Origin of the sequence: Streptomyces incarnatus, assembly GCF_001027185.1 — a bacterium.
Taxonomy (GTDB): Bacteria; Actinomycetota; Actinomycetes; order Streptomycetales; family Streptomycetaceae; genus Streptomyces; species Streptomyces puniciscabiei.
The window spans coordinates 46,018-60,640 of record NZ_CP011498.1 but is presented as its reverse complement, the minus strand read 5'-3'; the positions used below and the strand labels follow the sequence as shown (position 1 = coordinate 60,640).

Genomic DNA, 14,623 nt, shown 5'->3' with positions numbered 1-14,623 from the left:
ACATCCTTCGCGGGTGCCGTCCCCGTCTCGGGCAGCCCGGTCGTTTCCACAGACATACGTAGCTCGGCTCCTGTCGATCCGTGACGGTCTGGCGGCGGCAGCGGATAGTGCGCACACCCGGGCCCGAGGCTAGTGAGAGCCGTTAGAGGGGCGCTCGCGTCTGCCCGGGCCGGCGGCATCGGCACGCGCCGCCCGCCGCGTTCCACCGAGGCTGTCCCGGCCTGCCGTACTGTTCGCGCCCCGATGCGCGACGGGTCGGCTCGGCCGATCCGCTCAGGTCTCGACTCGAAATGGGATCAGCGACATGGCCGCTTCCACGACGTCCACGCACGCGGCGAGAGGTGCCTGGGTACGGCGCTTCCGCCCCGCTCCTGACGCCCCGCACCGCCTGGTGTGCTTCCCGCACGGCGGCGGCTCGGCGTCCTTCTTCGTCCCGGTCGCCCGCGCCCTCGCGCCGGGTGTCGACGTGCTCGCGATCCAGTACCCGGGGCGCCAGGACAGACGCCATGAACCCTGTATCGACAGCGTCCACTTGCTCGCCGACGCGCTGGTGGAGGAGGTGCGGGGCTGTTTCGACCGGCCGGTGTCGCTGTTCGGGCACAGCATGGGGGCCCTGGTGGCCTACGAGGTGGCGCGGCGCTTCGAGCAGCGCGGCCAGGTGCCGCACCAGCTGTTCGTCTCCGGTCAGCGGGCCCCGTCGGCCGTGCGGGACGAGCGTGTGCACCTGCTGGACGACGACGCACTGATCGAGGACATCACCCGGCTCAGCGGCACCGACAGCCAGGTGCTGGCCGATCCGGAGATCCTGCGCATGGCCCTGCCGTCGATCCGCGCCGACTACCGGGCCGCGGAGACCTACCGCCACGTGCCGGGGCCGCCGCTGTCCTGCCCGCTGACCGCGCTCACCGGCGACGACGATCCCGGGGTCACGCTCGACGAGGCACGGGCCTGGGCGGAGCACAGTGCGGGGCCGTTCGACCTGAAGGTGTTCCCCGGCGGCCACTTCTACCTCGACGCGCAGCAATCCGCCGTCCTCACCGCCCTGCGGGCGCGGCTGCGCTGACCGGGGCCGGGAGAACCCGCACCCTGCGAACGGCCGGACCGGGCGCGGCGCGTCAGACGCCGTCGCCCGGCCGGCCGCCGGCGCCGGATCCGACCGCGGCCGGCACCGGCGGCGTGGACGGCACGGCGCGCAACGCCGGTGCGGTGAACCGCGGACGCGGGACACGGGCGAGCCGCGGCCGTCCCTCCGCCACGGAGTCCCGCAGCGCGTCGGCGAACCGCTCGATGTCCTCGGCGCGGTCGCCGGGGTGGACGGACGCGCGTACGGCCGTGCCGACACCGCGCCCGGGCAGGTACAGCGGGGTCTCCTGGGCGACCGTCTTCCACACGACGACTCCGCGGTCCGCCAGGCGACGGCGCAGCAGTGCGGCCGGCAGTTCCTCGTGCTGGAAGGTGACGATGCCGGACTGGACGCGGCCGGGGGCGATCAGTGCGGTGCCGGACGTGTTCTCCACGGCGGCGCGCAGCCGGGAACCGAGGTCCTCGGGCGCGGGAGCGGGCACGCGCAGGGCGAGGGCCGTGTTCAGCGCCGCGACGGCGGCGCCGTGCGGCGGCACGAGCGGCAGGCCGCCGTGCGGTGCCAGGACCTGGCGCAACCGCGGTGCCGCATAGGCGAACCCGACGGACTGCGGGCCGCGCAGGAAGCGCCAGCCGTCACCGGTGAGCAGGTGGCAGCCGACACGGTCGACGTCCACGGGGAGTTGTCCCACGGCGTACGAGGCGTCGACGGCGTACAGGCACCGGTGCGGAGCGAGGATGCGCCCGACTTCCTCGACGGGGTTGACGATGCCGCAGCTCGAGGGGACGTACGGGACGCTGACGAGGGCGACGTCGTCGCCGATGTGCTGCGCCATCCACTCCAGGTCCAGGTCCCCGTCCGAACGCAGCGGTACGACGTCCAGCCGGCAGCGGGTGCGGGCGCGCAGGGCGAAGAGGGCGCTGAGGTTGGCGGCCGACTCGTAGGGGGTCGTCCAGACACGGTCGCCCGGGCCGAGCGGGAGCCGGGACAGGACGGCGGCGAACGCGTCGGCGGCCCCGGTGCACACGGCGGTGTCGCCGGACGGCGCGCCGAGCAGGGCGCCCAGTCGCTCGTGGATCTCCCGGTGCAGGACGTCGTCGAGGCGTTCCGCCAGCTCGTACGGCCCGTACCGGTCCTCGAAGCGCGTCCATTCGGTGAGGACCTCGAGTGCGGCGGCGGGCATGCGGCCGAGACCGGCCGAGTTCAGATGGACCCTTTGGTCACCGTGGGACATCGCGTTCACTTCCGGGGCCTCCCCCGCGTCTCAGGAAATTTATTGCCGGGTAGTTGGCAATACATTGCCTCCATGGATGGGAAGTTGGCAACATCGGGCAGTACCGGCTCCGGCGGGGCTCGAGTTGAGGGGCCGCCGGCCCGGGGCTCTGCCGCGTCTGGCTCTCTTCACCAGGAATTGCCAAGCGTTGCCAGAGCGTCCGGGATTCTGCCAAGAATCAGCGTTTCCGCAGCTCAATAGGGTTTTCCTGCGGCAACTCCAGTGCGTGCACACCTCCTTTGGGGCACTCCTGGTGGCAATCTTGAGCAGAAATCCACCCATTTTCCAGCAATTCCCGAGATTCGCTTGCCAATCTTCTTGGCAAGAGGTTGCCAAGCAACGAACACGGAATTGACACCGAGGAGCCCGCCATGAACCGCATCGCCCGGATCGCCACCGCCGCCGCCATCACCGCCGTCGCCGCCTTCTCCACCGCCGGCGTCGCCGCCGCGAGCCCCGCCATCGACTGGCCGACCGCCCCGGCCACCGCCAAGGCCGCCACCGCCAGCCCGGCCATCGACTGGCCGGCCGCCCCCGCCACCGTCACCACCGCCGCGAGCCCCGCCATCGACTGGCCGGCCGCCCCGGCCACCGCCAAGGCCACCTCCGGTCCGGCCATCGACTGGCCGGCCGCCCCCGCAGCCGTCAAGGCCACCTCCGGCCCCGCCATCGACTGGCCGAAGGTCGCCTCCGTCTGAGGTGTGCCCCCGGGCAGCCGAGCCCGCCCCGTGACGCCCCCGCAGGCCGCCGTGCCGTAGCGGGGGCTTCGGCGTTTCCGGGGTCTCTCGCCTCCGCCCCCGCTTCCCCTCTCCCGCGGCCGGGCCCGCCCGGTGGGCCACCTGGCAACCCCGGCCCCCGTGCCCCGGCCACAACCCCGCCCCGCGACCTGCGACTCCATTGCCGCTCGACCGGCCCGAGACTCCTCCTCAGGCCGCCGTTGCCAACATTCAGGCAACGTTTTGCCAAGCCGGAAGTCGCTGTCGTTAAGGAGCGTGCCGATGTCCCTCTCCGGCCTCGTCGAGCAGCAGGTCCAGGAGCGTCCCGACGCGATCGCGGTCCACTACCCCCGGCACGCCGACGGCCGGGGCGACCGCCTCACCTACCGGGAGCTGAGCGGCGCGGCCAACCGTCTCGCCGCCCACCTGTGCGCCCGTGGCATCAGCCGCGGCGACCGGGTGGTGACCTCGCTGCGGCCGGGCCCGGAGATGGTGACCGCGTTCCTCGGGATCGTGCGGGCCGGCGCCGCCTACGTCCCGGTCGACCCCGCCGACCCGGCCGAGCGGCGCCGGCTGATCGTGCGCGACAGCGCGGCCGCCGCGGTGCTGACCGAGCAGCCGGACGCCGCGGACTACGCGGGCCTGGGCACGGTGGTCGTCGCCCTGGACGCCGAGGCCCACGAGATCGCCCGCCGCTCCGGCGCCCTGCCCGAGCAGACCACCGGCCCGGACGACGCCTGCTGCGTCCGCTACGCCACCGGCGCCTCCGAGGGAGTCGTCGTACCGCACCGCGCGGTGCTGGACTTCGTACGCTCCACCGACTGCCTGCGGCTGACACCGGCCGACGCGGTGGCCCAGGCCGCGGGTCCCGCCGCCGACGCGGCCACCTTCGAGGTGTGGACGACGCTGACCGGGGGCGCCCGGCTGGTCGGCCTCGGCGCGGACACCGTCGCCGACCCGGGCCGCTTCCAGGACGCGGTCCGCGCCCACGGCATCTCCGTGGTCCTGATGACGACCGCCCTGTTCGGCCTGATCGCCCGGGAGCGGCCGGCCGCCTTCGCGCCGCTGCGCACGGTCCTGTCCGACGGCGCGGCCTGCGACCCGCGCCGGGTGCGCCTCGGCGACGACGGCGCGCCGGAGTTCGTCGGCCGGGTGGACGCGCGGACCACCGCGGGGAAGGGGACGCACGAGATGCTCCACGACGGTGCCGCCGCGGCGCGCCCGGGCGACGACTTCACCGGGCTGGGCAACGACTTCACCGGCTGGAACAGCAGTTACGACGGCCTGCCGATCCCGGTCGAGCACCTGAGGCAGTGGCGGGACGCCACCCTCGACCGGATCCGCGAGCTGCCGCGCCGCCGGGTGCTGGAGATCGGTGCCGGCACCGGTCTGCTGATGGCCCGCCTCGCCCATGACGAGGAGGTCGACGAGTACTGGGCCACCGACTTCTCCCCCGCCGCCGTCGCCGCGCTCACCGAGCAGGTGGAGGCCGACCCGGTCCTGAAGGAGAAGGTCCGGCTCGACTGCCGGGGCGCCGAGGACATGGGCGGGCTGCCCGCGGGCCACTTCGACACGATCGTCCTCAACTCGGTCGTCCAGGACTTCCCGAGCCTGTCCCACCTGCGCGGCGTCGTCGAGCGGGCCCTGCCGCTGCTCGCCCCGGGCGGCTCGCTGCTCCTCGGCGACCTGCGCAACCTCGACCTCGCCCGCTGCTTGCAGACCGGCATCGCACTGGCCCGGCCCGGCGCCGCCCGGGGCGACCGGGAGGCGCTGCGCCGCACCATCGACCAGCGGGTCGCCGCCGAGCCCCAACTGCTGCTCTCCCCCGCCCTGTTCGACGCACTCGCCCGGGAGCTGCCCGCCGTGCGCGCGGTCGACGTACGCGCCAAGCGGGGCCGGCACCACAACGAGCTGACCCGCTACCGCTACGAGGCGGTGCTCTCCACCGCCGAGCCGGTCGCCGACCTCACCGCCGCGCCCGTCCTGCACTGGGGCCGGGACATCACCGGCGCCCTCGAGGCCGAACACCGCCTGAGCACCGCGCGCCCCGCCGTGCTGCGCCTGGCCGGGGTGCCCAACCGCCGGGTGCACGACGAGTACACGGCCATGCAGTCGCTCTTCGACCCCCTGGAGAGCATCGACCTCGCGCCGCAGGACGCGCCCGCCCCCGACCCGGAGGCGCTGTGCGAGCTGGCCGAGCGCCTGGGCTACCGGGCCCTGCCCACCTGGGGTGCGAGCCCCGACCTCCTCGACATCGTCCTCCTCGACCCCGAGCAGGTCCCCGCGGGCGCGCTGACCGGCGTGTACGCGGCACCCGTCACCGACGCCGAGAGCTGCGCCAACACCCCGGCCACCGGCACGATGCCGTCCGCGCCGACGAGCGCGGACGCCCCGCCGCCGACCGCCGGCGGCACGGTGGACCGCACGGCCCCGCCCGCGCCCGCCCGCGCCGCCGACCGCCCCGGCAGCCGGCCCGGGACGCCGGTCCAGGAGATCGTGCGCGACCTGTTCGCCGAGGCGCTGGGCCTGCCGCGGCACAGGGTGCACGCCGAGTCCGACTTCTTCCGCCTCGGCGGCCACGCCCCGGCGGCGGCCCGGCTGCTGTCCAGGACCCGCGCGGTCCTCGGCGTCGACCCGGGCAGCCGGGCGCTGCACGAGGCGCCGACCCCGGCCGCGTTCGCCGCGCTCGTCGGCGACGCCCCCGCCGCGGCGACCGGGCCGGGCGCCGCCGCCGGCGACACCGCGGAGTTCTCGGTGCGGCTGCGCGGCGCGCTGGACACCCGGATCCTGGGAGCGGCCCTGACGGACCTCGGCCGCCGCCACCCCTCGCTGCGCAACTCCCTGCTCGGCTCGGCCGGCACCCGGCTGCGCGCGCTGGCCGCCGACGACCACCTGCTGGAACTGGCCCTGCCCGCCGACTCGGTCGACCTGTGGTCCCACCTGCCGCTGGCCGCCGAACTCGCCCGGGCCTACGGGGCGCGGGCCACGGGGCAGGCCCCGGACCACTCCCCCGCCGCACTGGACGCGGCGCCCCGCGCGCTCTTCGGCGACCTGGCGCCCACCCCGCTGCCGGGCAGCGCACCGCAGGCCGGCGACGCCTCCTGCGGCCGCCTGGAGACCGAGCTGGACGCGGAACTGCACGCGCGGCTCACCCGGTTGGCCGCCGAGCACGGCACCACCCTGTTCATGGTGGTGCACGCGGCGGTCGCCGCCCTGCTGAACCGGCTCGGCGCGGCCGGCCCGGTCACGGTGGCCGCCCCCGTGCCGGCCCGGGACACCGCCGCGCTGCGCGAGGCGGTCGGCCCCTACGGGCGGGTGCTGGCCCTGACCGTGGACACCTCCGGCGACCCGGCCTTCGCCGAACTGCTGCGCCGGGTCCGCGAGCGGGACCTGGCCGCCTACCGGGACGGCGGGGCGGCGCTGGCGGCGCTGCCCGGCGGGATCGCGCTGACCGTGCTCCAGGAGTGCGCGGGCCGGTTCGAGGCGGCCGGGCTGTCCGTGCAGGCCGAGCACTGCGCACTGCCGGGCCCGGCCACCGACCTGGGACTGACGCTGACGGAACGGCAGAGCCCCGCGGGCGCTCCGGCCGGCATCACCGTCACCGCCACCTTCCGCCACGACACGGTCGGCGAGACGGCCGCCGCCTCCCTCACCGGTCAGCTCACCGCCGTACTGCGGTCGGCCCTCGCGGCGCCCGGGACCCCGCTCAGCCGGCTGCGACTGCTGCCCGGCCCGGCCGCCGTGAGCGGGGTGTGGGCGGGTGCGGACGTGCCGGTCGCGGGGCAGGACGTGGCAGCGCTGTTCGCGGCGCAGGTGGCACGGGCCCCCAGGGCGCTCGCACTGCCCGGCCTGGACTACGCCGAACTCGACGCCCGCTCCGACCTGTTGGCGCATGCCCTCATCGCGCACCAGGCCGGTCCCGGCACCTGTGTGCTCACCGCCCTGTCGTCACCGGCCGGGTTCGCGGTGGCGGCGATCGCCGTCGCGAAGACGGGAGCCGCGCTGCTGCCGGTCGACCCGTCGCTGGATCTCGCCGAGTCGCTGCGCCCCGCGGTGCTGCTGCTCGACGAGACCGCGGACCTGCTGCTGCCCGCCGTGCCCGGCGCGGCCCGCCTGGTCCGCGAGGACGCCGCGGACCGGCTGCCGCCGGCCGGGCGCTGGCCGGTGGCGGAGGCCGACCGGACCCGGCCGCTGCGCGGCGGCGACCCGCTCCTGCTGCTGCCCGGCGAGGGCGGCACCGTGGCGGTGGGCGGCGAGGCCGTCACCGCGGCGACGCTGGCGGCACCGGCCGACGCGGCCTGGCTGGTGCACGGCTACCCGGACGGGGACGCGGCGATCGGGCTGCTGAGCGCCCTGGCCTGCGGCGCCCGCGTGCACGTCCCGGACGGCTCGCTCAGCCGCGACGTGCCGCACGAGGTGCTGGGCTGGCTGCGCCGGCAGGGGGCCCGGGTGGTGCTGGGCGGCGCCGACGACGTGCTGTGCGCGCTGGTGTCGCTCGCCCGGACCGAGGGCACGGAGCTGACCGTGAGCGGTGGCTGGGCCGAGGGCCGGCTCGTCGTCGAGCAGCTGCCCGGCGTCCCGGCCAGGCCCGCCCCCGGCCACCGGGCCTACCTCCTCGACTCGCGGCTGCGCCCGGTGGCCCCGGGCCGCACCGGGGCCCTGTACATCGCGGGCGCGGGCGTGGCGCAGGGCTACGTCGGGGCGCCCGGGGCCAGCGGCGAGCGGTTCCTGCCCGACCCGTTCGGCGGCCCGGACGGCAGCACCGCCCGCATGTGGCGCACCGGCCGTGCCGCCCGCCTGGACCGGAACGGCGACCTGCGGGTGCTGGAGGATCCGGCTCATGACGACCCGTTCGACGACCCGTTCGCCACCTTCGTGGTGCTGGCCGACTCCACCGGGCACCGCGCCCTGTGGCCGGCGGCGGCCGCCGTCCCCGAGGGCTGGTACGAGACCCACGCCGAGGACGGGTACGAGCTGTGCCTCGACCACATCAACGACCACCTCGGCGACCACCTCGGCGACCCGTTCTAGAACGCCGGACCGGCCCGGTCCGTGGACCGGGGTGCGACGGCGTCACACCGCGGTGCCCCGCTGCGTCGCGGACTCGGCCAGGGACTCGGCGAGGATGCGCCAGATCTGCGCGGCCAGGTCGATGTTGGCATCGGCCTGGGCCTGCTCGGCGAGGGCCCGCAGGCCCTGGATACCGCTGTCGTCGCCGGAGCGGATGCACAGCTGGTGGCGCAGGATGTCCATCTGCACCCGCTCCCGGTAGGTCATCCGGGGCTCGGCCTGGGCGAGTTCGCGGAGCAGGGCGCGGGCGTCGTCGTACCGGGCGGTGACGAAGGCCAGGTCGGCCTTGAGGGCGAGCAGCTGCTGGCGCAGGCCGGGCGTGCCCACGAACGCGAGCGCCGACTCGGCCGCCGTGACGCACCGCTCGGCGGCCTCGGGGTCCGGCGGCAGCTTCTCCAGGTGCAGTCGGCCGGCCGTGAGCCGGAGCCGGAGCCAGAGCACCAGGTCCTCCCCGCTGGCGAACTTCTCCAGCGCCTCCTCCAGGTAGGCCTGCGCCGCGGTGTGGTCGCCCTGCCGGACCCGGACGACCGCCGCGGTCCACATCGCCTCCGCCCACAGCGCGTCCGACCGGCCCGCGACCAGCTCGACCAGCTCGTCGACGTGCGCCCGGGCGTCGGGCGTCCGGCCCGCCTCGCCCTCCACCGAGACCAGGGCCAGCAGGACCGCGGCGCGGTCCTCCACCTCCAGGTCGTCCTCGCGGGCCAGGTGGTGGGCGGTCATCGCGGCGTCGAGGGCGTCGTTGATGTCACCGAGCGAGCGCAGGCAGCGGGCGAGCCGGGTCAGCCCGCGCACGCGCAGCGCGGTCAGCCCGACCGCGTCGCCGAGCTGCACCAGCTCCTCCAGGTACTCCCGTTCGCCGGCGTGGTCGCCCTGGAGCCGCCGTTGGCCGGCCAGTTGCCACAGCGCCTGCCAGCGCAGCACCGGTGCCTCGTGTCCCTCGGCGGCCAGGGCCTCGCGGAGCGTCTCCATCGCCGTGCCGGAGCCGGTGGAGGCGACCAGGGACAGCGCGTTGGCGAGGGAACCGCCCGCGGGCTCCTCGAAGTCCGCCACGTCCAGGCCGAGTCGTCCGGCGAGGTAGGCGACGGCCCGCTCGGTGGGCTGGCGGGCGCCGGACTCCAGCCGGGAGAGGTATCCCGTGGACATGCCGTCACCCGCCAGCGCGGTCTGGGACAGCCCACGGGACTGGCGCAGTTTCCTCAGACGACTGCCGAAAGCGGGCTGCTGCAGCATGTGACCATTCCCTGGGGACGGACGAGTGGGGGCGGCCGCGGCGGGAGGGATCACCGCCGAAAGCCGCATCGAGCGTAGGGGGCCGGGCAAGAGCCGGGCAATGTTTTGCCAGGTGCCGTGCCGTGGGCCTCGTGCGAGTCTCACGGGGCTCTCATGCGTTCCTCGAGCGGTTCTTTACCGGTTACGGGCAGCATCTCGAGCGTCAGTGGCAGTGCCTGCGCACCAGCCCGCCGATTGTCACGGGAGCTGGTCCCGTCCATGTCCACGGGAGTCGTCCATGAAGCAGCCGGTTCCTGCCCGCCCCACTGCCCGGGAGGGCCGCGCGGGACGACCGGGACCCGTGCGCGGTACGGCCTCCGACGACGACATCGACTGGCCGTAGGAGGGGACATGACGCACCCCGCGCCGCACCCGGCCTCCCGCCCGCTCGCCCCTGTTCCGGACCCCGTGCGGGCCTCCGCCGGCGCCGGGACCGGCCTCACCGACCCGCTCGCCTCGGCGGTCTCACCGACCGGGGCCGCATCGGCGCTCCGGGCCGTCGCGCAGGACCTCGCCCGCCGTCGCGCGACCGGCGACGCCCGCACCCCGCGGCACACCTGACCTCCCGCCCGCCACGGGCAGCCGGGGCCCCGCGCGCGGCGGATGCGCCGAGGCCCGCCGCTTCCGGCACCGTGGAGCACGGCGGCCGCGGTGCCGGAGGTCGCTCAGCCGGGCCTGCCGGGCCGGGGCGGCCGCCGCCGTCGCTGCTGCGCGCGGATGGGCGGCCGGCGGGAACACGCCCGCCTCGGACTCCTGGTCGGCACCGGGGAAGCCGCCTCCACGCCCGCGTCGCCGTGACCGCCGGGGTGACGGTCCGGTGTGCGGGCATGCTCGGGGCCGGTTCCGGCCAGGTGTGCGGTCGCCGCCTCAGGACGGGGCAGGTGACGCGCTTGCTCGCTGCAGGGCTCTCGCCAGGCCGCGGGGACCGTCCGGATCGTCGCCGGCGCCGCCGACCACAACCAGGGGCGGGCGCGTTCCGGGTTCCGTGACGCTCCGGGCCAGTTCGCACGCGAGGGCGCCGGCGCCGGAGTATCCGCCGAGCACCAGCCGGCCGGGCGGGCGGGCCAGCCGGCCCAGGGCGGCGGCCGGGACGGCGTCCTCGCCGGCGGTGAACCGCAGCGCGGTGAGCGCCTCCGGCCCGCGGTAGTGCCGTACCAGCTCCCCGTGCCCGGTGCGCGGCGCGCCCGGCACCTCGACCAGGCACACGGTCGCCGCCGCGGGCGCCGTCGCGCCGCGCAGCGGCACCAGCGGCGCCGCGTCCCGGGCGGCGGGCCCGTCCGGCACCCGGGGCGTCACGGCACCCGGCAGCCAGGCGAGCACCTCCCCGACGGTGGTGTCCTCGGTCGCGGCGCCCGGCAGCAGGCGCAACAGGCGCGCGGTGTGCGCCAGCAGGGTGCGGGCGGCGGCGCCGTCGACGAGGTCGCGGTCGTAGGCACAGGTGAGCACCAGGCCGCGGCCGGCGTCGTGACCGGCGCGCAGCCGCAGGGCGTATCCGGCGGGCGACCCGGCGGCCTCCTGCTCCTCGAGACGTATCCCGTGCTCGGCGAGCGCGTCGCCGTACGCCTCCTCGGGGCGCGGGCCGCAGTCGAAGGCCAGCAGGCCACCGGCGCGGGCCCCGGCGCGGGCGCGGGGGTCGGGCGTCGCGGCCGCGAGCCATTCGTCCGCGGCCATGTCGATGACCCGGTCGCGCAGTTCGCGCAGCAGCCCGGGCAGCCCCAGCGCCGCGTCGACGGCGATGGTGAGGGACCGCGCGTTCTCGAACGGGCCGGGGATGCCCTCGATGCCCTCCAGGAGCAGCCCCCGCCCCGGAAGGTCCAAGCCGAAGCCGATGTCGGCCGGCTCCGGTGCCGCGTCCGACGCCCGGTACAGGAGCATCGCCCACACCGCCTGCAGCACACTGCTCTCCGCCACGCCCCAGCGGGTCGCCCAGTGGGCCAGCCGCGCGCTCTCGGCCGGGGACAGGGCGGCGCGGTGGACGCCGGTGCCGCCGCTGCCGGCGGGACCGGCCGCGGCGTCCCGGGACGGTGCCGGCAGGCCGGCGGCCCGAGGCGGGGCGCCACCGGCCGGGCCGGGCTCCTGGGCGGCGAGCCGGCGGGCGCAGTCGGCGAGGTCGGGACGGCGTTCGCCGCCGGGCAGCACCCCGTCGGCGAGGTAGGCGCGGCAGCACTCGCGCATCAGCAGCCGGACGCTCCAACTGTCCAGCAGGGCACGGTGATAGGTGAGGAGTACGTCGGTGAAGGGCGCCGCCTCCTCCCCGGGGCCGCTGTCCAGCAGCGCCACCCGCAAGGGCCCGGGGCGGCGCAGGTCGAAGGCGCGGGCCCGCTCGCGGACGAGCAGCGTGGCACGCCGGATCGCCGTGCCGTGGCGGTGGCGGACGATGTCCACGTGGCCCCGGTCGAAGACGACGGCACGCGGCCGCGGGTCCCAGAGGAAGGCGGTCCGCAGCACGCTCTCGTGCTCGCCCACGGCCTGCCAGGCCGCCGTGAAGCGGGCGGTGTCGAGGGGGCCGTACCAGCGCCAGACGACTTGTTCGACCTGGTGGCCGGGCCGGACCAGGGCGTCGGCGAGCCGCTGCCGCTGCAGCGGGGTGACCGGATGGGTGCGCGGCAGCGTCCCGCAGGGCCGGCCCGGCGCCGGGGCCTCGGACGGCCCGCCGCCGGGAGGGCCGTCGTGGACGGGCTCAGGTGCGGCGGTGAGCAGGTCGGCGAGCAGACCGACGGGATAGGGCACGGACGCGTCGGTGCCGGCGGGGAATTCGACGGTGTGCAGGTCGGGGCCGTGCCGCAGCAGCCGGGGCCCTTGGTGCCGGACGCCCGGGCAGATCTCGGCGATGCGGTGCAGCGCCCGGTGGAAACAGGCGGCGTCCAGCGGCCCGTGCAGTTCGAGGGCGCCGTGGGCCCCCCGTTCGGGGTCGATCACTGCGCATACGCCGGCGGACCGGACGTCGTTCATCGCCTCCCCCTTCCCCAGGACGACTGGACAGCTGCTGCGGACCGGGCCGTCGCCGCCCGGGGGCCGACGGGCCGCGGTGTGTGCCCGGCCCGAGGGGTGGGCGGCGGCCGGCCCGGACGGCGCAGGGCCGCGCCGCACGGGCCCGCGGCGCCCCGCAGCACGGCACCGCGCGCCACAGCACCGGACCCTGCCCACCGCGCCGCGGCGGCCCGGACGGCGCGCGGGTGTACGGCTCGGATCCCGGCGGCGGTACGCGCCGGCCGGTGTGACGCTCGCCCATGGCCGCCTCCTTCCCTCCAGCCTCCTCACGCTAGCCCCGCCGTGTCCCGTCGGTCCGTTTTCTCCAGCGGCGCGCGAACGGTGCCCGACCTGTGCTCGTTCGCCGGGGGGCGTAGCGCGGGAGCCGGTCGAGCCGCCAGCGGGCAGGGACGGTTGGGAAGGCGTCCCGCCGGGGTCAGGGGGATTGCGTCGGGCGTCGGGGAGATGGCGGTCGGGCGTCGGGGCATCAGCGTCCGGACGCCCGCACGGATGCCGGGCGCGCCTGCCGCACACGCGGTGCGTCGGCCGCCCGCGCCCTCCCGGGCGACCGCTGCGACCCGCCCGTACGTCACGAGGGACAGGGCTTTCAGGGCCAGCCGGACCACGCCGCTATTACGCCGTAATAGCCCGGCCGCGGCCCACGTGGCTGTGACGCCGTGACAGCCCGGCCCCGCGAGGCACCCTGCATCCCCCTGCGAGCCGGGCGAGATGGGGCCGAGCGGGTGGCGGTCAGGCCGCCCCGCGGGCCACCAGCATGTCGTGGTAGTGAGCGATGTGGCCGGCCGCGTCGAAGCCGAGCTCCGCGACCAGCGACCAGGCCGCCCGTCCGGCGCGCGCCGTCGCCCTCAGCACGACGGCGTCACCGTCGGCCAGGACGCTCTCGGGCGTCAGCGCCAGCCCCTCGGGCAGCGCCCGCCCGCCGGTGCCGGCGAGTCCGGCCCAGTGCCGGGTGAGCTGGTTGGCCTCGCCCCGGTTGCCCGCCGCGACCAGCGCGAGGACGAGTTCCTTGTTGCGCTCGCGGAGGCTGCGAGCGGTGAGGAGTTCGTGCAGCACCCCGCTGAGGGGCTCGGTCAGCGCAGACGCCATGACGAGGGGTCCTTCCTCATGGTCCGTCGTCCCGGACAGCTGTCGTCGCCACCATGGCCGACCCTGCTGGAGAGGCGGTGGAGAGCGGGTGAAACCCCCGCGCGCCGGGAAGCACGGAGTCGTCGCCCCGCTTCGGCACGGCGACACCGTTCCGCTCGGCCGGCCTGTTCATGCAGCAGCACAATTCGTCCACCTGAGGGAGACGGTGCCCGGTCAGCGGACGGCCGCCTGAGGCCCGTCGGGAGAACGCCGAACGCCCGGCCCGGCTGCCGCGGTCCGGACGGGGCCGTCCGTCACGCCGCGAACAGGTCGAACGTCGAGGTGTGGCGCGGCCCCGCCAGCACGTCCAGCTGCGGATCCACGGCCAGCATGGCCTGGTGCATGCGCTGCAACTGCGGGGAGGGCTCGACACCGAGGTCGTCGATGAGCCGCATGCGCAGCCTGCGGTAGACCTCCAGCGCGGTGGCCTGCCGGCCCGAGCGGTACATCGCCACCATGACCTGGGAGTGCAGCCCCTCGTGGTGCGGATGGCGGGCGGTCAGCTCGGTCAGCTCGGCGATCAGTTCCGCGTGGCGGCCGAGGCGCAGGTCGGCGTCGATGCGCCGCTCCACGGTGACCAGCCTGCTCTCCTGCAGCCGCATCACCTCGATGTCGAGGACCGGACCGAGCTTCACGTCGACCAGCGGTGCGCCGGTCCACAGGTCGAGTGCCGCGCGGAAGCGTGCCGCGGACACCTCGTCGTCGCCCTCCTCGAACGCCGCCTGTCCCTGCCGGACCAGTTCCTCGTACTGGTGCACATCGACACAGCTCCTGTCGATCTGCAGCAGATATCCCCCGTGCCGCGTGGCGAGAATGTCCTTGGCCCCGGTCGGCACGCCCGGGCCCATGGCCGTACCGAGCCGCCTGCGCAGTTGAAGAATGTATGTCTGCAGGGTCGTCAGCGCGCTTGCCGGCGGCTCGGTCCCCCAGAGTTCCTCCATGAGCGTGGGAACGGGCATGACCCGCCCCGGATAGAGCGCCAGCAGCGACAGAATCTGCCGCGGCTTACCGGCCGTCGGAACGATCGATCCCCCGTTGACCTCGGCACTCAACGGACCCAGAACCTGAATCTTCATGGTGTCCTCCCCACCTCGTCGA

9 protein-coding genes are annotated in these 14,623 nt (G+C 76.0%); 4 read left to right on the top strand and 5 right to left on the bottom strand.

The genetic code is table 11. The features are described 5' to 3' along the window. The first annotated feature begins 304 nt into the window (after positions 1-304). Positions 305-1,063, top strand: coding sequence for a thioesterase II family protein (locus ABB07_RS39680; RefSeq protein WP_208903900.1), 759 nt, complete (start codon positions 305-307; stop codon positions 1,061-1,063). A gap of 52 nt (positions 1,064-1,115) precedes the next feature. Here ABB07_RS39680 and ABB07_RS39675 read toward each other — a convergent pair whose 3' ends face one another. Next, positions 1,116-2,315: an aminotransferase class V-fold PLP-dependent enzyme gene (locus ABB07_RS39675; protein WP_208903993.1), complete on the bottom strand. Its 1,200-nt coding sequence runs from the start codon at positions 2,313-2,315 to the stop codon at positions 1,116-1,118. A 410-nt stretch (positions 2,316-2,725) separates the two neighbouring features. Between ABB07_RS39675 and ABB07_RS39670 the strand changes: the two genes are divergently transcribed. Continuing rightward, positions 2,726-3,052 (top strand): hypothetical protein, encoded by a 327-nt coding sequence (locus ABB07_RS39670; protein ID WP_208903899.1) that lies wholly within the window; start codon positions 2,726-2,728, stop codon positions 3,050-3,052. Between the two features lie 300 nt (positions 3,053-3,352). Then, a complete protein-coding gene (locus tag ABB07_RS39665; RefSeq protein WP_208903898.1) occupies positions 3,353-8,101 on the top strand; it encodes an AMP-binding protein in 4,749 nt (1,582 codons plus the stop codon). A 42-nt stretch (positions 8,102-8,143) separates the two neighbouring features. Here the strand turns inward: ABB07_RS39665 and ABB07_RS39660 are convergent, their stop codons facing one another. Then, positions 8,144-9,370: a helix-turn-helix domain-containing protein gene (locus ABB07_RS39660; RefSeq protein ID WP_208903897.1), complete on the bottom strand. Its 1,227-nt coding sequence runs from the start codon at positions 9,368-9,370 to the stop codon at positions 8,144-8,146. 390 nt (positions 9,371-9,760) lie between these two features. On the opposite strand from ABB07_RS39660, the gene ABB07_RS39655 reads away from it, so the two are divergent. After that, entirely contained in the window at positions 9,761-9,970 is a 210-nt protein-coding gene (locus tag ABB07_RS39655; RefSeq protein WP_208903896.1) for a hypothetical protein, read from the top strand. A 306-nt stretch (positions 9,971-10,276) separates the two neighbouring features. Here ABB07_RS39655 and ABB07_RS39650 read toward each other — a convergent pair whose 3' ends face one another. The 3 genes from ABB07_RS39650 to ABB07_RS39640 all read right to left on the bottom strand — a co-directional run bounded on the left by ABB07_RS39650 (position 10,277) and on the right by ABB07_RS39640 (position 14,601). Next, on the bottom strand, positions 10,277-12,361 hold the full coding sequence (locus ABB07_RS39650) for a condensation domain-containing protein (RefSeq protein ID WP_208903895.1): 2,085 nt from the start codon (positions 12,359-12,361) through the stop codon (positions 10,277-10,279). 768 nt (positions 12,362-13,129) lie between these two features. Then, on the bottom strand, positions 13,130-13,486 hold the full coding sequence (locus tag ABB07_RS39645; RefSeq protein ID WP_208903894.1) for a hypothetical protein: 357 nt from the start codon (positions 13,484-13,486) through the stop codon (positions 13,130-13,132). Between the two features lie 293 nt (positions 13,487-13,779). Beyond that, positions 13,780-14,601 carry an AfsR/SARP family transcriptional regulator gene (locus tag ABB07_RS39640; protein WP_208903893.1) on the bottom strand — a complete coding sequence of 274 codons (822 nt, stop codon included), beginning with the start codon at positions 14,599-14,601 and terminating at the stop codon, positions 13,780-13,782. Positions 14,602-14,623 lie beyond the last annotated feature (22 nt).